17 protein-coding genes are annotated in these 19,327 nt (G+C 67.5%); 6 read left to right on the top strand and 11 right to left on the bottom strand.

Annotated elements, in window-relative coordinates; translation table 11 throughout:
- Positions 1 to 50 precede the first annotated feature (50 nt).
- Positions 51 to 947, bottom strand: a complete 897-nt coding sequence (locus C560_RS0118290) for a hydroxymethylpyrimidine/phosphomethylpyrimidine kinase (protein WP_051533271.1) — start codon at positions 945 to 947, stop codon at positions 51 to 53.
- A 157-nt stretch (positions 948 to 1,104) separates the two neighbouring features.
- Between C560_RS0118290 and C560_RS0118285 the strand changes: the two genes are divergently transcribed.
- Both C560_RS0118285 and C560_RS0118280 read left to right on the top strand, forming a co-directional pair.
- Positions 1,105 to 2,538 (top strand): MFS transporter, encoded by a 1,434-nt coding sequence (locus C560_RS0118285; RefSeq protein ID WP_026539285.1) that lies wholly within the window; start codon positions 1,105 to 1,107, stop codon positions 2,536 to 2,538.
- A gap of 283 nt (positions 2,539 to 2,821) precedes the next feature.
- Complete coding sequence (locus C560_RS0118280) at positions 2,822 to 3,517, top strand: queuosine precursor transporter (RefSeq protein ID WP_155855828.1); 696 nt, start codon at positions 2,822 to 2,824, stop codon at positions 3,515 to 3,517.
- A 208-nt stretch (positions 3,518 to 3,725) separates the two neighbouring features.
- Here C560_RS0118280 and C560_RS0118275 read toward each other — a convergent pair whose 3' ends face one another.
- Both C560_RS0118275 and C560_RS0118270 read right to left on the bottom strand, forming a co-directional pair.
- Positions 3,726 to 4,667, bottom strand: coding sequence for a type IV toxin-antitoxin system AbiEi family antitoxin domain-containing protein (locus C560_RS0118275; RefSeq protein ID WP_026539283.1), 942 nt, complete (start codon positions 4,665 to 4,667; stop codon positions 3,726 to 3,728).
- Positions 4,668 to 4,878: 211 nt separating this feature from the next.
- Positions 4,879 to 5,892, bottom strand: a complete 1,014-nt coding sequence (locus C560_RS0118270) for a LacI family DNA-binding transcriptional regulator (protein WP_026539282.1) — start codon at positions 5,890 to 5,892, stop codon at positions 4,879 to 4,881.
- 154 nt (positions 5,893 to 6,046) lie between these two features.
- Here C560_RS0118270 and C560_RS0118265 point away from each other — a divergent pair, with 154 nt between their 5' ends.
- A complete protein-coding gene (locus C560_RS0118265; RefSeq protein ID WP_026539281.1) occupies positions 6,047 to 7,225 on the top strand; it encodes a Gfo/Idh/MocA family protein in 1,179 nt (392 codons plus the stop codon).
- A complete protein-coding gene (locus C560_RS0118260) occupies positions 7,222 to 8,241 on the top strand; it encodes a sugar phosphate isomerase/epimerase family protein (RefSeq protein ID WP_026539280.1) in 1,020 nt (339 codons plus the stop codon). Before C560_RS0118265 ends, C560_RS0118260 begins: the two co-directional genes overlap by 4 nt.
- A 157-nt stretch (positions 8,242 to 8,398) precedes the next feature.
- Here C560_RS0118260 and tgt read toward each other — a convergent pair whose 3' ends face one another.
- The 8 genes from tgt to C560_RS23980 form a co-directional block, all read right to left on the bottom strand.
- Positions 8,399 to 9,718, bottom strand: coding sequence for a tRNA guanosine(34) transglycosylase Tgt (gene tgt, locus C560_RS0118255; protein ID WP_026539279.1), 1,320 nt, complete (start codon positions 9,716 to 9,718; stop codon positions 8,399 to 8,401).
- Between the two features lie 33 nt (positions 9,719 to 9,751).
- The gene (locus C560_RS0118250; protein ID WP_026539278.1) at positions 9,752 to 10,477 is read right to left on the bottom strand and encodes a hypothetical protein; all 726 of its coding nucleotides are present in this window, start codon (positions 10,475 to 10,477) and stop codon (positions 9,752 to 9,754) included.
- A 52-nt stretch (positions 10,478 to 10,529) separates the two neighbouring features.
- Positions 10,530 to 11,624 carry a DUF6707 family protein gene (locus C560_RS0118245; protein WP_026539277.1) on the bottom strand — a complete coding sequence of 365 codons (1,095 nt, stop codon included), beginning with the start codon at positions 11,622 to 11,624 and terminating at the stop codon, positions 10,530 to 10,532.
- A gap of 120 nt (positions 11,625 to 11,744) precedes the next feature.
- Positions 11,745 to 12,284 carry an NUDIX hydrolase family protein gene (locus C560_RS0118240; RefSeq protein ID WP_018774344.1) on the bottom strand — a complete coding sequence of 180 codons (540 nt, stop codon included), beginning with the start codon at positions 12,282 to 12,284 and terminating at the stop codon, positions 11,745 to 11,747.
- 44 nt (positions 12,285 to 12,328) lie between these two features.
- Complete coding sequence (locus C560_RS0118235; protein WP_051533289.1) at positions 12,329 to 12,958, bottom strand: RraA family protein; 630 nt, start codon at positions 12,956 to 12,958, stop codon at positions 12,329 to 12,331.
- Positions 12,955 to 13,413 carry a RidA family protein gene (locus tag C560_RS0118230; RefSeq protein ID WP_197026189.1) on the bottom strand — a complete coding sequence of 153 codons (459 nt, stop codon included), beginning with the start codon at positions 13,411 to 13,413 and terminating at the stop codon, positions 12,955 to 12,957. The genes C560_RS0118235 and C560_RS0118230 overlap by 4 nt, the downstream gene beginning before the upstream one ends.
- The gene (locus tag C560_RS0118225; RefSeq protein WP_026539274.1) at positions 13,410 to 14,798 is read right to left on the bottom strand and encodes an MFS transporter; all 1,389 of its coding nucleotides are present in this window, start codon (positions 14,796 to 14,798) and stop codon (positions 13,410 to 13,412) included. Before C560_RS0118225 ends, C560_RS0118230 begins: the two co-directional genes overlap by 4 nt.
- A gap of 133 nt (positions 14,799 to 14,931) precedes the next feature.
- Entirely contained in the window at positions 14,932 to 16,125 is a 1,194-nt protein-coding gene (locus tag C560_RS23980) for a PucR family transcriptional regulator (RefSeq protein ID WP_026539273.1), read from the bottom strand.
- A 223-nt stretch (positions 16,126 to 16,348) separates the two neighbouring features.
- On the opposite strand from C560_RS23980, the gene C560_RS0118215 reads away from it, so the two are divergent.
- A complete protein-coding gene (locus C560_RS0118215) occupies positions 16,349 to 17,686 on the top strand; it encodes an MFS transporter (RefSeq protein ID WP_026539272.1) in 1,338 nt (445 codons plus the stop codon).
- Entirely contained in the window at positions 17,683 to 19,323 is a 1,641-nt protein-coding gene (locus tag C560_RS0118210) for a thiamine pyrophosphate-dependent enzyme (RefSeq protein ID WP_026539271.1), read from the top strand. The genes C560_RS0118215 and C560_RS0118210 overlap by 4 nt, the downstream gene beginning before the upstream one ends.
- Positions 19,324 to 19,327: the final 4 nt, after the last annotated feature.

Here is a 19,327-nt window from a genome sequence, read left to right as displayed (position 1 = left end):
AATATTCCGGCGAATTGGAGGGACTCCGGCGAACTCGGCGGTTTAGGGCGTTAGCGCGGACCGCCCTGCCACAAGGCATCGAACGGGGCGCCCGAGGCCACCCGGTTCCGGATGCCGGCGGTCACAAACGCCTTCGCCGTTCGGGCGGCGGCCAGCGGCGTCGCACCCTTGGCGAGCTCGGCCGTCACCGCCGCGGCCAGCGAGCACCCGGCGCCCGAGACGGCCACCTCGCCCACCTTCGGGGCTGAGAGGACTTCCAGGGTTTCGCCGTCGTAGTAGACGTCGACGGCGTCGGGGCCAACCAGGCGCACGCCGCCCTTGGCCAGCACCGCGGCGCCGCTGATCTCGTGGATGCGGACCGCGGCCGCCTTGAGGGACTCGACGTCGGTGATCTCCAGCCCGGAGAGCGACTGGGCCTCGAAGTGGTTCGGCGTGACGAAGGTGGCCAGCGGCAGGATGTGGGCCTTCAGCGCTTGGTCAGTGTCCAGGGCGTGGCCCGGCTCCTGGCCCTTGCAGATCAGCACCGGATCCAGCACCACGTTGGCGAACTGCCCATCCGCCAGCGCCGCGGCCACGGTCGAAATCGTCGCGGGGCTGCCCAGCATGCCGATCTTGACGGTGTCCAGCACAGCGGCCGCGCCGGACGCGGCACCGTAGGCCGCCGTCGTTGCTTCCAGCTGGTCGGCGATGACCTGCTGATCCACCGGGACGAAACGGTGGTTCCAGTTGTCCTTGGGGTCGAAGGACACGATGCAGGTCAGATTCGCGATCCCGAAGACGCCGAGTTCCTGGAACGTCTTCAGGTCAGCCTGCGCGCCGGCGCCGCCGGTCGCTTCGGAGCCTGCGATGGTCAGCGCGACGGCGGGGGAAGAGACGGCGTCGGAGGCTGGGGCGGCAACTGTGTCGGAAGCAGTCAAGGCGGCGGAATCGAATGCGGTAGAAGTCATGGTCCCATCCTGCCATTGCGTCGAAGCCGCCCGCATTGTGCTCATGAACAAGCATTCCATGAACAGTATGAACAAAACCTGAGTGTTCCGGATCACGCGGACTAAGGTGGCGGACGGTGTTGCTTACAGGCGGCGCCGGATCCAGGAAGGTTCATTGATGAGCACCCAACTGACCGAAGCGGCCCAGACCCGGAAAGCCGTCGGCAACATCCTCAAAGGCTCGGCCGGCAACCTTGTCGAGTGGTACGACCTCTACGTCTACACCGTCTTCGCGGCCTACTTCCAGGCGCATTTCTTCAACTCCAAGGACGAGCTCCAGGCCGGCCTCGAGGCGATGGCCGTGTTCTCGACGTCGTTCCTGATGCGCCCGATCGGTGCCTGGTTCTTCGGCCGGTACGCCGACCGCAAGGGCCGCAAGGCCGCGCTGACGCTGAGCGTGACCATGATGTCCGCGGGCTCCTTCGCGATCGCCGTGCTGCCCACCCAGGACGTGATCGGCCTGTGGGCCATGATCCTGCTGGTCCTCATCCGTGTGATCCAGGGCTTCTCCGTGGGCGGCGAGTACGGCACCAGCGCCACGTACATGTCCGAGGCGGCCACCTCCAAGCGCCGCGGCTTCTTCTCCAGCTTCCAGTACGTCACGCTGATCGGCGGCCAGATGCTGGCCCTGCTGGTCCTCGTGGTCCTGCAGAACGCGATGCCCAAGGCCGAGTTGACCGAGTGGGGCTGGCGGATCCCGTTCGCGATCGGCGGCGTCGCGGCCCTTGTGGTCCTGTGGCTGCGTCGCTCCATGGAAGAAACCGTCTCGGCCGAACAGATCGAGGCCGCAAAGGCCCCCGCGGTTCCCGGCCAGGCCCAGCCCGGGACCATGAAGCTGCTGTTCACCAGCTACTGGAAGCCGCTCATGATCTGCATCGGAATCACTCTTGGCGGCACGGTGGCGTTCTACACGTACACCAACTTCATCCTGAAGTTCATGAATGACACCTCCGGCATCGCCAAGACCGACACGTCGGTGATCAACTTCTGGGCACTGTTCATCTTCATGCTGCTCCAGCCGGTCTACGGCATCATCTCGGACAAGGTGGGCCGCAAACCACTGCTGCTGTGGTTCGGCATCACCGGCGTCCTGTTCACCTGGCCGCTCCTTTCCGCCCTTGCCGGGACCAAGGATCCGATGACCGCGTTCCTGCTGATGATGGGCGGTCTGCTGATCGTGGGCGGCTACACCTCCATCAACGCCCTGGTGAAGGCCGAGCTCTTCCCCGCGTCCATCCGCGCCCTCGGCGTGGGCCTGGGCTACGCGATCGCCAACTCGCTCTTCGGCGGCACCGTCCCGCTCATCGGCGCGGCCCTGCAGAAGGCCGGGCAGGAAGAGCTGTTCTTCACCTACGTCACCGTGGCCATCGGCATCTCCCTGCTGGTCTACATCTTCGCGCTGAAGAACAAGAAGTCCACGCACCTGGACCACGAGCAGGGCCACGCCTGGGCGCCGGGTGCGGCTGCTCGTCCGGGCGACGGCGCGGCTGCTCGTCCGGGCGACGGTGGCAGGGACGAGGACAAGGACCTCATCGACGCCTCTCGCCGGTAGGGCCCAGACCGCGGCGCTGTCAGGGGCTCGTCCTCGAATTCGCCGGTAACGCGCCGGGTCGCCGTATATTTACGGCGACCCGGCGCGTTTGCGGCGAACCCGCGGCCCACCGTGCCCCCAGACCACCGCCCTGTCCGCCGGGCACGCACCGCCGGGTGCGAGAATGGAGGCGGTTCCGGCGGCTTGTGTCACCGGGGCCGTCCAGTGCTAATACAGCCGGCCGCCCAGCGTGTTCCCCTTGCGGGTGCGGGCCGCCGAGCGAACCACTATGAATGGAATGCCCATGACTTCCGCCAAGACCTTCCCGGCGTCAGCCGCGCCGAGGTTCGCCTCGATCGGCTCCCCATATTTCGGCATCATGCTCGCCGTCATGGCCGTGGTGCTGATCCTGTCCAACATCGGTGCGTCCAAGGGCGTGGCGATCGGCCCCGTCATTACCGATGGCGGCTTCTTCCTCTTTCCGCTGGCCTACATCCTGGGCGACGTCATCAGCGAGGTCTACGGCTTCAAGGTGGCCCGCAAGGCCATCATCACCAGCTTTGCGCTGTCCGTCTTCGCGTCGCTCTGCTACTGGGTCATCATCGCCCTGCCGGGGTTCGACGACGAATACGGTTCCTCCAAGCAAGCAGCTCTGGAAGGCGCACTTGGACCGGTCCCGCAGATTGTGCTGGCATCGCTGCTGGCCTTCCTCGCCGGCCAGACCATCAACTCGTGGATCCTCGTGAAGATGAAGGCGCGGACCGGGGAAAAGTCCCTGTGGGCGCGCATCATGGGCTCCTCCGTGGCGGGTGAGTTCGTGGACACCCTGATTTTCTGCAGCATCGCCGCATCCGTGATCGGAATTACCGACGCCGCGATGTTCGTGAACTACGTCCTTGTGGGCTTCCTCTACAAGACCCTCGTGGAGTTCGCCTTCGTGCCGCTGACCACGCTCGCCATCGGCTGGGTCAAGAAGCGCGAACCGAGCTACGGCGCCTAGGACTCCTCCTCCTCCTCCTCCTCCTCCTCCTCCTCCGCCGCCGGCGTCGGTATCCAAGCAGCAGCCCGCCCAATTCGCCGGAAACCTGCGGGGTCGCCGTAAGTTTCAGACGACGTGGCAGCCTACCGGCGAATTCGACGCGGGGGTCGGGGGTCCGGGGTGCGGGGTGCGGGATCGGGGGTGCCGGCCGCCGCAGCGCATTCGACGCTCAGGGGTGCCGGCGGCCGGCCAGCGCACGAAGCAGGCGGCTCTTGAATTCCTGCTCGCGGAAGAGATCCTTCCACTCCACGCGGACGAACCGCCAGCCCTCTTCAACCAAGGCCTTCTCCCGGCGCCGTTCCTCGAAGAGCACCTCGGCCGTGGGACTGTAGTCGAAGTACTTGATTTTGCCGTCGAACTCGAGGGCGACCTTCTCCTCCTTCCATGCAAAGTCCAGGCGGTGGCGCCCGGCGCGGCTCGACACCTCCACCTGCGGCTCAGGGGGTCGGATCCGCAGCCGCAGGATCAGGTCGCGGGCCAAGGTCTCGCCGGGGGATTCGGAGCGCGGATCGGCCGCGGCAAGGACGCGGCGGAAAGTCCGAATTCCCCGGCGGCCGTCCAGACCATCTGCCAGTGCTTGCAGGGCGACCGGGTCCGCGCCGAGCCGAAGCGCGTGGTCGGTGAGGATCAACGCCTGCCGGTAGGGCAGCAGCATGGCGCAGTCGGCCGTCGTGCGCTCCAGGGAAGTGGTCCGGAGACCGTTCACCACGGCGACGTCGTGGTCGGCGAAGGGACGCGTGTGGCAGCGGACGTCCCTGCCGTGACGCTCGTTCGAGGGGCGCACCTTCTGGAGGATATGGATCGCGTCATCCACATCCCACAGGTAGAGGAGGCGGAGGCGCGCTGCGGAGGTGTGGCTGTAGTGGAAGGCGCCTGTCGACGTCGTGAGTGTTCCGTGGGCATGCGCGTAGATGAGCTGCCTGCTCCGGACAGTGGGGGACTGCGCGTTCCAGAGGCTGGCGCGGATGTAGCAGCCATGGCGGAGCCGGACGAGGGTGCCTGAATCGAGGAGTAAGCGGATGGCGCGCGAGCCGAAGCCGAGATCCAGGAGCTGTTCGGTGCGCCAGAGGTTACCGGTCGGCGGCAGCTCCAGCAGGGGGTTATGGGTCATGCGACCAGCTTCGGCCGCTAAAGGAGCGGGCGGGAGCCCCCGCCGTCGCCATGTGGAAAACACGAGGGCGCCGCACCTAGGCTTTTTTCGGGGACGGCTGTCTTGGACAGCGCCCATTTCGCCGGAACGCTGCGGAAGCGCCGCAAACTTACGGCGAACTCGGTGGTTTCCCGCGATTTCGACGGCAGGCGGACGGGGACCCGCCGGCGCGTCAGCCGGAAACGCGGGCCGTGGTGCCGCGGACGATGAGGTCCGGCTCGATCAGCTTGCGCTCAGGTTCGAGGGTGGGGTCCTGGATCCGTGCCAGCAGGGCGCTTGCGACGCCGGAGCCGACAATGTCGCTCCGGTTGTCCACGGAGGTCATGTCCAGGTACCGCGACTTGGCCAGCGGGGAGTTGTCGTAGCCGATCACGGACAACTCCGCGGGGACGGACAGGCCCCGGGCCTTGGCCGCGGCTAGAGCACCCAGGGCCATGGTGTCGTTGGCGGCGAACAGGGCGGTCGTGTCGGGGTGGTGGTCAAGGACCCAGCAGGCTGCCGCGTAGCCGTCCTCCTCGGAGGTCCCGTGGGACTCGCCGGCGATCCGGACCTCGACGCCGGCCTCCAGGATGCGGCCGCGGAAGCCCTCCCGCCGGTGGGCTGCGGCGCCGCCGGAGCCCGAGAGGTGTCCGATGCGCGTGTGGCCGAGCCCGATCAGGTGCTCCGCCGCCATGCGGCCGCCGCCGTCGTCGTCGTTCGTGATGAGCCCGGCGCCGGCGGGAACCCCGTTCCGCCAGCCTGCAACGACGGCGGGAACCCAGGTCCCGGCCATCATCGACTCGCTCGGCTCGGCGGCGATGACCAGGCCCTCCACGTGCATGGACAGCAGGCCGTCCACAGCTTCCGTGATGCGGTTCTCGCCCGGGCGGGAATCGGCCAGGGTGACCTGGTAGCCGTGGGGTGAGAGCACGGATTCGATGCCGCGCAGGAGGTCCACAAACCAGGGGTTCCGGAAGTCGTCAATGACCAGCCCGATGCTTTTGGTCTGGCTGCTGGCCAGCGTGGTCGCCGCCCGGCTGGGACGGTACCCCAGCTCCGACATGGCCGCCCTGACGGCCTCCCGGCGCTTCTCGCTGACCTTGGACGGGTTTTGGAGCACGAGCGAGACCAGCGACGGGGAGACGCCGGCGCTCTTGGCGACGTCGTAGATCGTCGGGCGGCGGGTTCGAGGGGTATTCAACGACATCTGCAGAGCCTTTCACGTCTCATCCGAGGATAACCGGTCAACCATTGACAGGACATATGCACATAGCTACGCTTTTGTTCAGCGCCAGTTTTTGTAGCGCTCCAATTTTCTAGCGTCGGGCCATCGGCCTGGCCGAATTTCAAAGGAGAAATCGATGGCTGACAGTTTGGGAGTTGCCGTAATCGGCGCGGGAATGGCAGGAAAAGCGCATGCGGCCGCCTACCGTACGGCGTCCGCGCTCTACAGCCCGGTTCTTCCTCCAATCCGGCTGGTCTCCATCGGCGACGTCAATGCCGAGTTCGGTTCCCTGGCCGCGAAGCGTTTTGGCTACGAACGCAATGACACCTCGTGGCAGGCGATCGCCGAGGCCGACGACATCGACGTCGTGAGCGTCGTAATCGCGAACTCCCTCCACCGCGAAGTCGTGGAAGGCCTGCTGGCCGCCGGCAAGCACGTGCTGTGTGAGAAGCCGCTGAGTGACTCGATCGAGGACGCCCGCGCCATGGCCGAGGCGGCTCGCAACGCCGCCTCGATTGCCCGCATCGGGTTCACGTTCCGCCGCACGCCGGGCATCGCCTACATCCGCGACCTCATCCGCACCGGGGTCCTGGGCAACGTCCTGCACTTCAGCGGCCGTTACTGGACCGACTACGGATTCAGCCCCTCGGCGCCGATGAGCTGGCGCTACAAGGGCGGCCCCGGTTCCGGTGCGCTGGCCGACGTCGGCAGCCACTTGACGTACGTCGCCGAGTTCCTCTGCGGCGACATCAAGTCCATCAGCGGCGGACGGCTCAGCACCGTGATCGGCAAGCGCCCGCTGCCGCTGGGCGCCGTCATGGGCCACGACCACGCCGCGGTCAGCGACACCTTCGAGCCGGTCGAAAACGACGACTACGCGGTGTTCTCCGCCGAATTCGAGAACGGTGCGGGCGGCTTCGAGGTCTCGCGGGTCGCGGCAGGGCACGCCAACAGCCTCATCTTCGAGGTCTTCTGCGAGAACGGCGCAGCCCGGTTCGACCAGCGCCGCCCCGCGGAGATCGAGCTGTTCCTCAACGATGGCCCGGCCAACGAAAACGGCTACCGCCAGGTCATCCTCGGCCCCGGACACCCCTACATTGCGGGCGGGCTGGCCATGGACGCGCCCAGCGTCGGCTTCGGCCAGAACGACGCTTTCGGCTACCAGGCCCGGGCCTTCCTCGAGGAGGTCGCCGGCCTCAGTGAGGCGGACTCCCTGCCCCGCTGCGCCACGTTCGAGGAGGGCGTGCGCAACATGGAGCTGCTCGGCGCAGTCACCGAATCCGCCCTCAACAACGGAAAGAAAATCACGCTATGAAACTCGGCGTCTACAACGCAATCCTGCACGACCGGCCCCTGCCCGAGGCGCTCAAGGTCATCGCCAACCTGGGACTGACCGGCATCGAAATCAACACGGGCGGGTTCTTGCCGGCCGTCCACGTCCCCACCATGGACCAGATCCTGGAAAGCGATGCGGCCCGCGATGACTACCTCGCGATTTTCGAGGGCACCGGCGTCTCGATTGCCGGCCTGAACTGCAATGGCAACCCGCTGCACCCCAAGCGTGAGATCGGCGAGAAGCATGCCGAGGACATCCGCCGCTCCATCCGGCTGGCGCAGCGGCTGGGACAGGACCGTGTGGTGACCATGTCCGGCCTGCCCGGCGGCGAACCCGGGGCCACCACGGTCAACTGGGTCGTCAACGCCTGGAACTCGGCGGCCCTGGACGTACTCGACTACCAGTGGGGCATCGCGGCGGACTTCTGGAAGGAAACCGACCGCCTGGCCGCCGACCATGGCGTGAAGGTGGCCCTCGAACTGCACCCGCAGAACATCGTGTTCAACACCGCCGATGTCCGCAAGCTCATCGAGCTCACCGGCGCGACCCACGTGGGCGTCGAGCTGGACGCCTCGCACCTGTTCTGGCAGCAGATGGATCCGGTCGCGGTGGTCCGCGAACTCGGCCCGCTGGTCTTCCAGGCGGCCGCGAAGGACGTCCGCGTCAACACCGCGAACGCAGCGCTCTACGGTGTCCTCGACAACAGCTTCCGGCGGCTCTCCCCGGATGAAAACCGCACGAACCTGGGCGGCGACGAGTGGGCCAATGAATGGCCCAAGGACTCCGCCTGGGACTTTGTGGCCCTGGGCCGCGGGCACGACACCGCCTACTGGACCGAGTTCCTGCGCGCGCTCTACGAGGTGGACCCGGACATGCTGGTCAACATCGAGCACGAGGACGTCTCCCTGGGCCGGATCGAGGGCCTCCAGGTGGCGGCCAAGGTCCTGCGGGACGCCGATTCGGCACTCGCGGCGTCGCTGCACCTCACCAACTGACGGCCCTGCGACCAGCAACCGACTTCTGCGCCGTGCCGCCGGAAACTCGAGGTCGCCGGAAAGCTGCCAGATCGCCGGAAACTTCCGGCGATCTGGCACGGTTCCGGCGACCCCGACACCGGGTCGCCGCGGCCTCGACGCCGGGACGCCCCGACGCCTAGGAGTAGTAGTTCGCCAGGGTTTCGGCCTTGAATTCGAAGAAGTTGCCAGCCTCGATGGCGAGCCGTGCGTCGTCGACCATCTTCACCACGAAGCGTTCGTTGTGGATCGAGATCAGGGTGGCCGAGACCATCTCCTTGGCCTTGAACAGGTGATGGATGTAGGCCCGCGAGTAGTTCAGGCAGGCGTAGCAGTCGCAGCCTTCCTGCAACGGGCCGAAGTCGCGTTTGTACTTGGCGCCGGAGAGGTTGTACCGGCCGGTGGGGTGGTAGAACGCTGAGTTCCGGGCCACCCGGGTGGGGGAGACGCAGTCGAAGGTGTCCGCGCCGTTCTCGATGGCCGTGAAGATGTCGTCCGGTTCGGAGATGCCCAGCAGGTGCCGCGGCTTGTTCTCCGGCAGCTCCTCGTTGCACCAGCGCACGATCGTGCCGAGGTTCTCTTTCTCCAGCGCTCCGCCGATGCCGAAGCCGTCGAAGTTCATGGCGCCGAGGTCGCGGCAGGCCTTGCGGCGCAGGTCCTCGTACTGGGCGCCCTGGATCACCCCGAACAGGGCCTGGTAGGGCTTGCCGGCGCGCTCGTCCGTGAGCCGGAAGTGCTCGGTGATGCACCGTTCGGCCCAGCGCCGGGTCCGCTCCAGGGACTCCTCCTGGTAGCCGCGGGAGTTCTGCAGCGTGGTGAGCTCGTCGAACGCGAACATGATGTCCGCACCGATCTGGTGCTGGACGTTCATGGAGATCTCGGGGCTGAAGCGGTGCCGGTCGCCGTTCAGGTGGCTCTTGAACCACACGCCTTCCTCGTCCACGTGGGCCAGGCGTTCTTTGCCGGGGGCGACGGCGTCGTCGGGGACCGCGGTGTCCGCAACAGGCGCAGTCTTCATGTCGATGACCTTCTTGAACCCGGAGCCCAGGCTCATCACCTGGAAACCGCCGGAATCGGTGAAGGTGGGACCGCGCCAGTTCATGAAGGCACCCAGGCCCCCGGCCTCGTCCAGGATGTCCGCGCCCGGCTGCAGGTACAGGTGGTAGGCGTTGGCCAGCACCGCCTGCGCGCCGAGTTCGGCGATGGACTCCGGCAGCACCGATTTGACCGTGGCCTTGGTGCCGACGGCGATGAACGCGGGGGTCTGGATCTCCCCGTGCGGGGTGGCGATGGTGCCGGTCCGGCCCAGGAACTCACCGCCGTTGGCGGCAATCTGCGCGGCCGACGGCGGGCACGCCTCGCTCAGGCGTTTGCCCACGCGGAAGGAGAACTCGGACTGCCGGGCAGGCGCGGGGGGCAAAGACTCGGACGAAGACGCGAAGTCAGGATTGGCTGGCACGGTTCAAGTGTGCCAGCTAACCCTGCCCAAGACTCAGTGGACGGGATCCGATGTGGGATAGTTCTCAGCCCGCCACTTGTCCCAGTAATTGCGGACCGCCTCCAGCTGGTGGGCCCCGAGGTCGTAGGTGGAGACGATCGCGAGGGATCCGCCGTCGGGCCGGACGTCGGCGATGGCGGGCTGGTCCGCCACGATCAGCAGGCCGTCCCCGTGCTCGGCGTAGTTGTGGACCGTTAGACCCACCTGGTGGTTGCTGCGGAACCACACTTTGCCGGAAACTTCCTCGCCGGTGGGCAGGGTGAGCGAATACGGGTCCCCCGGCGAGGGGACATCGCTGAGCCCCAGTTTCTCCATCGCGGACCCGCCGGAGCCGGGCACGGAGAAGAAGAAGGTCCGGCGCTTGCCGTGCGGGTGCCGTTCCAGGGCGAAGCGCAACTGGTGGAGGAACGTCAGCCAGCCCTGGGTGATGTCCTCGTCCCAGGCCGCCCACTCGGAATTGTGGTCGATTGCCGCCCGGGTGACGCTGACCTCGGTGCCCGTGGGGACAGGTTTCAAGGTGAAGACGTCGCCGCCGTCGACCACCAGGGAGGTGTGGTCGGCGCCTTCGACCACATTGGGGCCGAAGTAGATTTCGTTGATTTCGGCCTCTTGGTCATCGGCCACCCAGCCGTGCCATTGGGCGATCTTGGCGGGTTCGCGCAGCATGGTCCAAACTTGCTGCGCGTCGGAATTGATCACAACGCTCAGATTGTTCGTCATGGGGTGAATCTACAACTCCGTGCCCGCCACGGGTAGGGCCCAACGCAAGACCTCAGGCGCGGACTGATTCGAGTTCGTTGCCGATCCGGCGTTCCAGCTCGGCCGCACCAATCGTTTCGGAGCCGCCGTGCGCGCGCAGGAACAGGAGCGCCTCCAGCCGCAGCAGGCGCCAGTCGCGCTCCGCGTCCGGGTTCGCATTGTCGATCGAGCGGAAGATTTCCTTGTCGTACAGGTTGGGCTCGTTGAGCGAGCGCTGGCGCACTTTGGCGTTGATCCTGGCCTTGAACGGGTCCGTTTCCATGGCCTCGGGCGCCCGGAGCAGTTTCTCGTAGATCCCGGCGCGCTGGTCCTGCCCCAGCTGGCGGCAGATGTAGCTGGAGAGCGCCAGGGCTGCCTCCACCGACGCCCAGCGGTCGGGGTTGCCGTCGAACGGCAGGACGTTGAGCAGGTCCGCGACCGCCAGGGCGTTGTCGGGGTCCTTGAGGGTGACGAAGAGTTCATGCGCGAGGTCGCTGAGATCCTTCAGGCAGCTCCCGGACTTGGTGTTGATGCCCTTGGCGAGCCGTTCACTGAGCAGGAGCACCCCGACGGCGCCCGGATGGGCCTCGGCCGCGGCCTCCACCACAGACTCCGGCGTGCCGTCGGGGGCCGGGATGAGCGCCAGGTCCGCTTCGCTGGGTCCGCTCACCGCGGGCGGCGCAACAGGCTGGGGAGGGACGACGACGGCGGCGGCCGCCGTGTTGTCGGGCTCAGTTTTTTCTGACCTAATTGTGTTGGGCCCGGGTGCGTCGGGGTTGGCTGCGTCGGGGGCGGCCTCGTCCGGTTCGGGGGACGGGCCGGAAGCCGGAACTTCGGGCGCGTCCGGGCCGGAAGGAGCTGGCGTGCCGGGCGCGCCGTCGTCGGAAGCTGGGGTGCCGGGCTCGGCGTCGTCGGTGACGCGGACCAGTGATCCCGCGGCGATCCGCAGCACACCGCCGCCGCTGAGGGTCGCCAAGACCATGGCGGGAGTACCAAAATCGTCGGTTTCGACATCCACGCGATGGATCTCGGCGGAGCGGTTTCCGTCGGGCAGAATCAGGTGGTTGCCGGCCCGCAGAGATCCAGCCTGCTGTTCACTGTAGTTCCGGGAGGCTGGGGGGTGGGTCATCGGGAGTCCTTAAAGTTCTCTTGCGGTCCGCCCAACAGTCTACAAAATCGGGTGCGTGAAGTCGGGGACGCCGGGGACGCCGCGAGCGTCCCCGGACGGCCCGGGACCCCAGGGTGCCGGCTAGTTGCCGACTCCCGCGAAGGCCAGCGCCTGCCGGATCAGGGCCCCCCGGCCGCCGCTGAATTCGAGCTGCACGTCCGTGCTCATGACCTCCTGCGGGGTCATCCAGGTCAACTCGAGGGCGTCCTGCCGCGGGGAGCATTCGCCGGTGACAGGAATGATGTACGCCAGGGCAACGGCGTGCTGGCGGTCGTCCGTGAAGCCGGTATGGGACGGGGACGGGAAGTACTCGGCCACGGTGAACGGGACCGGACTGACCGGAAGCTGCGGGAAGGCGAGCGGGCCCAGGTCCTTCTCCATGTGGCGGAGCAGCGCGGCGCGGATGGTCTCGCGGTAGAGCACGCGGCCGGAAACCAGGGACCGGACCATGGTGCCGTCCTCGTCGGCCTGCAGGAGGGTGCCGACCTCGTTCACGAATCCGAGGGGGTCCAGCCGGACCGGAACGGCCTCGACGTAGACCATCGGCAGCCTGCCCCGCGCTTCGAACAGGTCGTCGTCGGAGAGCCAGCCGGGATTCGGGTCAGGGGTGCGCACATTCATGGTTAAGTTCTACCCCATCCCGTCCCCGAACCCCGCGCCGTCACTCAGATCGCCAGCACCGATTCCAGCGGCTCGCCGGCGGCAATCCGTGCCAGCAGTGCCGGTTCGGCGGCGTCCGAGGCCAGGGCCTGGCCCAGGACATCGGCTGCCGCCTCCGCGGACAGGATGATCACGCCGTTGTCGTCACCGAGCACCCAGTCGCCCGGATTGACCTGGACGCCGCCGCACCGCACCGGGACATTGACGGCGGAGCCGGCGCTGCGGACCCGTTTGGTGGTCAGGCACGAGGTCCCGCGGGCGAAGACCGGCAGGCCGGTCGCACGGAGTTCCAGGATGTCGGTGGCCACGCCGTCGACGACGACGCCGGCGGCGCCTTGCGCGGTGGCCGCTGCGGCGGTGACTGCGCCCACCGGCGCGTGCCGGTGGTCACCGGACATGTCCACCACCAGCACCGCGCCGGGGTACAGCTCCAGCACGGCACGGTTCATGGCGTAGGCGTCGTGGTCCGCGATGCGAACCGTGACCGCGGGGCCGGCCACCTTGACGCCGTCGAGCAGCGACCGGATGGCAGGCTCCACGAATCCGTCCTCCAGGAAGTGCCCGATCGTGGGATAACTGACGGCGGCGAGCCGCTCGCGGAGCCCGCCGGCAAGCCCGGCGTTCACCGCGTTCACGGAGCGTCCGGCGCCGTGGCGCCGGGAACCACGGCCACGCACTCGATTTCCAGCGCCACGCCCCACAGGCTCACGCAGACGGTGGTCCGCGCCGGCTTGGCCGCGCCAAAGAACTCCGAGTAGACCCGGTTGTAAGCCTCCAGCTGGCTGGGATCCGTGAGGTAGCCGTTGACCTTGACCACATGCTCCAGGCCGGACCCGGCCGCCTCAAGCACGGACCGGAGGTTGATGACGGTCTGGCGGACCTGGTCCTCGAATGTGTCCGGCTGGTCATCCAGCCCGCTGATCGCGGGGATCTGGCCGGCGGTGAACACAAACCCGTTGGCGACGACCGCCTGGGAGAAGGGGCCGACGGCGGCCGCGCCGCCCGGGATCTGCGCGATCCGGCGGACCGCCCCGGTTACGGGATGAACCGCGGGATCGACAGTGGGGAGCACGGCCTGCGGCGCCGTCATTTGGCAGCCACCGCTTCGGCGGACGGGCCCGTGCTCGCGTCGGTAGCCGCGTCGGTGGGGGCGGAGTCGACGGCGTCAATGTTGCCATGGCGGGTCTCGGTCAGGACGAACAAGGCACCGAGCGAGATGAGGGCGGCGGCCATGATGTACCACGCGATGGAGGAACTCTGGTGGGTCATGCCCAGCAGCCAGGTGGTGATGAACGGCGTGGCGGCGCTGCCGAGGAGCCCGGAGAGCATGTAGGCCACGGACAGTCCCGAGTAGCGGACCTTGGAACCGAAGAGCTCGGCGAGGAACGTGGCGATCGGGCCGTAGTTCGCGGCGAAGGCCGTCATCATGGCGAGGTACGCGACGAAGAGCAGCGGCACGGACTTGGTGTCCATGAGCCAGAACATCGGGAACGCCAGGGCTGCCTCGGCGGCAACACCTGCATAGATGATCGGCTTGCGGCCGTGCTTGTCAGAGAGCCGGCCGAAGAAGGGGATCAGGACAAAGCACAGGGCGCAGGCGGCCAGCACGACCCACAGCATCAGGGCCTCCGAGTGGCCCAGTTCCTTCTTGCCGTAGGAGACGCCGGAGGCGACGAGCAGGGTGAAGGTGCTGCCGGTGGACAGGGTGGCAACGCCGCCGAGGATGACCTGCTTCCAGTACTTGGCCATGAGGGCCGCGAACGGCAGCTTGGCCTTGGCGCCGGCTTCCTTGACCGCCTGGAAGGACGGCGTTTCCTCGATGTGCAGCCGGATGTAGATGCCCACGGCCACGAGCAGCGCGGAGGCCAGGAACGGGATGCGCCAGCCCCAGGCAAGGAGCTCTTCGGTGCTGACCGTCGAGGCGACAATGAGGAATGCCACGTTGGCGATCAGGGTCCCGGCGGGCACGCCCACCTGGACCAGCGAGCCGTAGAACCCGCGCTTGGACGCGGGAGCGTGTTCCACCGTCATCAGGACGGCGCCGCCCCATTCGCCGCCCAGGGCCAGGCCCTGGATGACGCGCAGGAAGAGCAGCAGCAGCGGCGCCATGATCCCGATGCTGTTGTAGTCCGGCAGCAGGCCGATGGCGAACGTGGCGGCGCCCATGGTCAGCAGTGAAATCAGGAGCATGGATTTGCGGCCCAGGCGGTCGCCGAAGTGGCCGAAGATGATGGCGCCGACCATGCGTGCAATGTATGCGGAGGCGAAGGTTCCGAAGGCGAGCATGGTGCCCACGATGGGGTCGAAGCTGGGGAAGAAGATCTTATTGAACACCAGCGCGGACGCTGTGCCGAAAACAAAGAGGTCGTACCACTCGACGGTGGTGCCGATGACGCTGGCAAGGGCGATCTTACGCATCTTGGCCAAGTCCAGACGGGCAGCCGCGTGTGAGGTGGTTTCTACCGATTGAGCCATCAATATCTCCAGATGGGGGTGCGGGGACGAATGTCCAGTGCAAGGTAGTAGCCCACTATTCTGTGTTCGGGATCACAGCTCAATGGCGAAAACCCCACCAAAAAAGGCCCCGCAGTGTGTGTTCACACAACTATCAGGCCCAGGCGACCACCAGCCGCGCGGCCTGGGCCGGAATGGTCAGGTCGATCCCGGTCAGTTCCTGGAAGCGGTTGAGCCGGTTCAGGATGGTGTTCCGGTGGCAGAACAGTTGTTCCGCCGTGGCCGTGATGTTGCCGGTGGAGAGATAGTGCTGCACCGTTTCCCGGAGGCGCTCCCGTTCCCCGCCGCGGCATTCCTCCATGGCTTCCTCCAGTTGGGCGGCGAGGTCGAGCCCGGCGTCCTGGAGGTTTTGCTGGGCAAACCGGGCCCATGCGGCATCCGCGGACAGCGGGCCGGCGTCGCTGGGGCGCAACAGGGCCGCAAGGCTCTCTGCGGTCCGGGCGGCGGCGGGCAGGCCGCGCAGCCCGTGCACCTCCGGGACATAGCCGGAGGGAATATCCGCCATGAGCGGCGGCGGCTGGGGCACGTTCCGCGTGTCCCCGGGCCTCCCCGACGGTGTCCACGACAGGAGCGGCCAGAACAGGTACGTGTTTCCGCCGGATTCGTGCAGGAAGATCTTTTGGCGGCGTTGGGCGGCGCCGAACTGGGTTGCGGCCGCACGGAGGCGGGCGCCGGCGTCGCCGCTGGCAGCCACGAGGCCGCAGCGGGCATCCGGCCCGATGCCCAGGGCGGAGCCAACCTGCGCGGACGTCTCGGCCGAGGGCGTGCTCTGGTTGAACAGCCGGGCGATGAATTCGTGCTGGATGCTGGACTCTTCCTGGGCCATGCGCACGCGCTCGGTCAGGTAGCTCATGTGGGTGCGCGTGGCGAACTCGTCGACGACCCGCCAGACCTGGTCCACTCGGGAGGCCAGCAGCCCGGCATCCTCCGGTGCGGCGATCTCCAGGAGGTCTGCCCACAGGATGCTGAAGTCCAGCCGCACCGCCGACGTCAGGGACTCCGGCGGTATCCCGGCCCTCGCCCGTTTGGACCCGAGGTCCGAGGCAAAGGCGAGCAGCCCGTCCCGTGCAGTGTCCGCCGGGCCGCCCCGGAGCCCATGGATGAGCCGGCGGAACGTTTCCCGCGCAGTGTCCCGGATTTCCAGGACAGTCACCTGGCTGTCGCCGTATTCCGGGATTTGCCGGACCCGGGCGGTGAACGCCTGGGCCAGGAGGTCCAGCCGGTCTTCGAGCTGGTCCACCAGCTCACTCCAGCGGAAAGCGTCGCCCGGCGATTCAAAATTGTGCATTCTCACATTCTAGGGTCTACAAAGCGTGGCGCACTGCTAGTTATTTTGGAAAAAGCTACTGGCACAATGGAATGAAGCACCAAGCGTGAGCCCACTCACACCCGCCGGAAGCGTCGGCTCCCGAATCGTCTCGGCCCGAATCGTCACGGACGGAACTGTCCCCGGATGGGGGTGACCGCACAGGGGCCACCGTCAAGACCAGTCACATTTCTTTGGAGTAATCATGGCAAGCAGCGCAAGCAACGCCACTACCACCGCCAGTCCGCAGTTGCCCGGGGTTGTCGATGAGAGCGTGGCCAAGAAAGTCGCCCTCGCGGCCCTCGTCGGGACCGCGCTGGAGTGGTACGACTTCTTCCTGTTCACCACCGCCGCGGCGCTCGTGTTCAACGCCCAGTACTTCGTGTCCCAGGACCCCTTCGTCTCGGCCATGAGCTCCTTCGCCACCCTGGCCGTGGGCTTCGTGGCCCGCCCGATCGGCGGCTTCATCTTCGGCGCCCTGGGCGACAAGGTGGGGCGCAAGAAGATCCTGATGGTCACCATCGTGGGCATCGGCCTCGTGACCGGTCTCATCGGCCTGCTGCCGAACTACATGACGATCGGCGTCGCAGCCCCCATCCTGCTGGTCGCGCTGCGCATCCTGCAGGGCCTCGCCGTCGGCGGCGAGTGGAGCGGCGCGGTGATCATCGCCGTCGAAAACGCCCCGGTCGCCAAACGCGCCCGCTACGCCGCCCTCCCGCAGCTCGGCTCGCCGATCGGCACCATCCTGTCCTCCGGCGGGTTCTTCGGAATGCTGTACCTGGTGGGCCAGGCCAACTTCGACGTGTGGGGCTGGCGCATCCCGTTCATCGCGGCGATCCCGCTGCTGGCCGTGTCGATGTGGATCCGCAGCAAGCTCAGCGAGTCCCCGGAGTTCGAAGCCCTCGTGGAGTCCGGCGAGACCGAGCACGCCCCCATCCGCGGCGTCCTGACGAAGAGCTGGCGCCAGATCCTGGTGGGCATGTGCTCCGCGCTGCTGGGCATCGGCGGTTTCTACCTCATCACCAGCTTCGTGGTCTTCTATGGCACCAAGGTGCTCAAGATGCCCTACGAAACGCTGCTGCTCGGCTCGCTGCTGGCCGCCGTCGTGGAAATCTTCGCGCTGGTCTGGGCCGGACGCATGGGCGAGAAATTCGGCGCCAGCAAGGTCATCCTCTGGGGCGGCGTCGCCTCCGCCGTCATCGCCGTACCCGTCTTCCTGGCCATCGACACCGCCAACCCCGTCCTGGTCATCGTGGCCATGATCGTCGGAGTGTCCACCCTGTCCGTCCCGTACGCGGTGTCCGGAACGGCCCTGACCGCACTCTTCGCCACGAAGGTCCGGTACACCGGCGTCGCCATCACCTCCAACAGCGCGGGCGTCATCTCCGGTTTCGTGCCGCTGATCGCGACGGCCCTCGTGGCCGCCAACGGCAATTCGTTCTGGCCCGGCGCCATCATCTTGCTGGTGGTGTCCGCGCTGACCGCGCTGTCCGGCCTGTTCCTCCCCGCGCTGAGCATCGAAGAAAAGGGAATGAAGCATTGAGCACCACAACCACCGCCGGGCACCTGATTGTTGCCCAGCTGGAACGAGCCGGTATCCAGCGCGTCTACGGCGTCCCCGGGGAGAGCTTCCTGGATGTGCTGGACGGCCTGCACGGATCCTCCATTGAAACCGTGGTGACCCGCCACGAGGGCGGCGCCGGATTCATGGCCCTCGCCGAAGGCCGGCTCACGGAGCTTCCGGGCGTGGCCATGGTGACCCGGGGTCCGGGTGCGGCCAACGCCTTCATCGCCATCCACACCGCGCACCAGGACGCCACGCCGATGATCCTGTTCGTGGGCCTCATCCCGGTCGCGGACCGCGGCCGGGAGTCGTTCCAGGAATTCGACATCAACGCCTGGTTCGGCAGCACCGCCAAGAAGGTCGTGACGCTCGACGACGCCGCCTCCGCCGCCCGCGTGGTGGACGACGCCATCTTCACAGCCCTCAGCGGCCGGCCGGGTCCCGTGGTGATCGGCCTCCCCGAGGACGTGCTGGTCCACGCCATCGAATCGGCCACGGTGGAGCCCCGGACCGTCGCCCGCCCGGCACCTGCGGCCGCCGATCTCGCCGGCCTCGAGAAACGCCTGGCCGCGTCCCGGAAGCCCCTGATCGTGGTGGGCGGCGAAGGCTGGGACCAGGCATCCTCCGACGCGCTGGCCGGCTGGGCCGCCCGCCACGGCGTCCCCGTGCTCGCGGATTTCCGCGCCTACGACGCCGTCCCGCACGGCAGTGACGCCTACGCCGGCTACCTCGGCTACGCCCGCAGCGACGCCAACGCCCGCCGCCTCGACGAGGCCGACCTGCTGGTCTTCGTCGGCTGCGTCCGCGCCGACGTGCTCTCCGACGGCTACAAGCGCGGACTGGATGCCGTCACCGTCGTCGTCCACCCCGGCGCCGATCTGCTCGGCCACTTCGGCCGGCTGGACCAGCACATCCCGGCCCACGTCGCGTCCTTCGCCACGGCACTCGCCGCCGCCGATTCCGCGGTGGATCCCGCGGCCGGCTGGCTGGCCGGGGCCCGCGCAGACTATGAGAAGTTCTCCACCGCGCAGCCGGACAGCGGCAACGGGGTGGACTCAAAATACGTGGACCTCGACGTCGTCATGGAAATCCTCAAACAGGAAATGGACGACGACGCCGTCATCACCTACGGGGCCGGGAACCACTCGCTGTGGCCGGCCCGCTACCTGAAGCACAACACCGCGAACTCGCTCGCCGCACCCCGCAACGGGGCCATGGGCATGGGGATCCCGGCGGCGGTGGCTGCCTCACTGGCCTACCCCGGCCGGCAGGTGATTTCTGTGGCCGGCGACGGCTGCTTCATGATGAACGGCCAGGAAATGGCCACGGCCATGGGCCACGGCGGGAAGTTCATCGCCCTCGTGGTGGACAACGGCATCTTCGCCACGATCCGTGAGCACCAGGAAGGCCACTACCCGGGCCGGCCCTCGGGCACCCACATGACCAACCCGGACTTCGCCGCACTCGCCCGGTCCTATGGCGGCTACGGCGAACGCGTCGAGAAGGCAGAGGACTTCGGTGCCGCTTTCCGCCGCGCCGTCGAATCCGGGCTGCCGGCAGTCCTGCACCTCCCGCAGGACCCCGCCACCCGCTCACCCAAGACCGCCAGCAACTGACCGG

It is taken from the genome of Arthrobacter sp. 9MFCol3.1 (assembly GCF_000620385.1).
Classification (GTDB): domain Bacteria; phylum Actinomycetota; class Actinomycetes; order Actinomycetales; family Micrococcaceae; genus Arthrobacter.
The sequence above is the reverse complement of the archived record's forward strand: the minus strand, read 5'-3'. Positions and strand labels throughout refer to the sequence as shown.

Excerpts from the sequence above, each read along its gene's own strand:
- C560_RS0118290 (WP_051533271.1), bottom strand. The coding sequence starts at position 947 with ATGACTTCTACCGCATTCGATTCCGCCGCCTTGACTGCTTCCGACACA.
- C560_RS0118285 (WP_026539285.1), top strand. The coding sequence starts at position 1,105 with ATGAGCACCCAACTGACCGAAGCGGCCCAGACCCGGAAAGCCGTCGGC.
- C560_RS0118280 (WP_155855828.1), top strand. The coding sequence starts at position 2,822 with ATGACTTCCGCCAAGACCTTCCCGGCGTCAGCCGCGCCGAGGTTCGCC.
- C560_RS0118275 (WP_026539283.1), bottom strand. The coding sequence starts at position 4,667 with ATGACCCATAACCCCCTGCTGGAGCTGCCGCCGACCGGTAACCTCTGG.
- C560_RS0118270 (WP_026539282.1), bottom strand. The coding sequence starts at position 5,892 with ATGTCGTTGAATACCCCTCGAACCCGCCGCCCGACGATCTACGACGTC.
- C560_RS0118265 (WP_026539281.1), top strand. The coding sequence starts at position 6,047 with ATGGCTGACAGTTTGGGAGTTGCCGTAATCGGCGCGGGAATGGCAGGA.
- C560_RS0118260 (WP_026539280.1), top strand. The coding sequence starts at position 7,222 with ATGAAACTCGGCGTCTACAACGCAATCCTGCACGACCGGCCCCTGCCC.
- C560_RS0118250 (WP_026539278.1), bottom strand. The coding sequence starts at position 10,477 with ATGACGAACAATCTGAGCGTTGTGATCAATTCCGACGCGCAGCAAGTT.
- C560_RS0118245 (WP_026539277.1), bottom strand. The coding sequence starts at position 11,624 with ATGACCCACCCCCCAGCCTCCCGGAACTACAGTGAACAGCAGGCTGGA.
- C560_RS0118240 (WP_018774344.1), bottom strand. The coding sequence starts at position 12,284 with ATGAATGTGCGCACCCCTGACCCGAATCCCGGCTGGCTCTCCGACGAC.
- C560_RS0118230 (WP_197026189.1), bottom strand. The coding sequence starts at position 13,413 with ATGACGGCGCCGCAGGCCGTGCTCCCCACTGTCGATCCCGCGGTTCAT.
- C560_RS0118225 (WP_026539274.1), bottom strand. The coding sequence starts at position 14,798 with ATGGCTCAATCGGTAGAAACCACCTCACACGCGGCTGCCCGTCTGGAC.
- C560_RS23980 (WP_026539273.1), bottom strand. The coding sequence starts at position 16,125 with ATGCACAATTTTGAATCGCCGGGCGACGCTTTCCGCTGGAGTGAGCTG.
- C560_RS0118215 (WP_026539272.1), top strand. The coding sequence starts at position 16,349 with ATGGCAAGCAGCGCAAGCAACGCCACTACCACCGCCAGTCCGCAGTTG.